The organism is Tsukamurella asaccharolytica (genome assembly GCF_007858435.1).
In the GTDB taxonomy this organism is placed as follows: domain Bacteria; phylum Actinomycetota; class Actinomycetes; order Mycobacteriales; family Mycobacteriaceae; genus Tsukamurella; species Tsukamurella asaccharolytica.
On the sequence record NZ_VIGW01000057.1, the window covers coordinates 1 to 583 of the forward strand.

Sequence of the window (583 nt, forward strand, 5' to 3'; positions counted from 1 at the left end):
GCATACTCATAAACCATGGGAATGTTGTAGGCGCATTAGGCGTTAATACCGGTTGAACTCCCATCATAAAATAGGCATACATCGCTTCCATATCCTCATCCGGCATAATGGCATAAGAGGTATAAGGCATTGCCGGATAGAGGGGCGCATCATCTTGACGCACACCATGTTTAACTGCATTGGTAAACTCTTCTAAAGAGTAACTACCGATACCGGTTTCAAGATCGGGAGTAATATTGGTAGAGTAGATCGCACCGAAAGGTGTCTGCATTGCAAGTCCTCCAGCATACTCTGGCTCCCCCGGTACACTGTGACAAGCGGCACAGTCTGAGAGCCTTGCCACATACTCACCGCGCGTGATTAAGGCTTCATCATAAGCGATCTTTGCGCTATCTGCCGGCATCTCCGCTTTACGGGAATGGGTTAAAAATGTGGACCCAGCATAGGCGCCTAAAAACCCTACTACGCCTATAATCACCAGACTACCTATCAGCTTCTTCATACTTGCACCCCGCTACTTTTAATTTTTGTCAATCAATTTTCAAATTCTTTTGTTATCCGATCGCCGGAAAATACCACTCTT

Annotated in this window: 1 protein-coding gene; it reads right to left on the minus strand. The window is 46.1% G+C overall.

Annotation, left to right across the window (positions count from 1 at the left end; genetic code table 11):
- Positions 1–502: c-type cytochrome (locus FK529_RS20920; RefSeq protein WP_146564357.1), on the minus strand; the 502-nt coding region annotated here is incomplete at its 3' end.
- Positions 503–583: the final 81 nt, after the last annotated feature.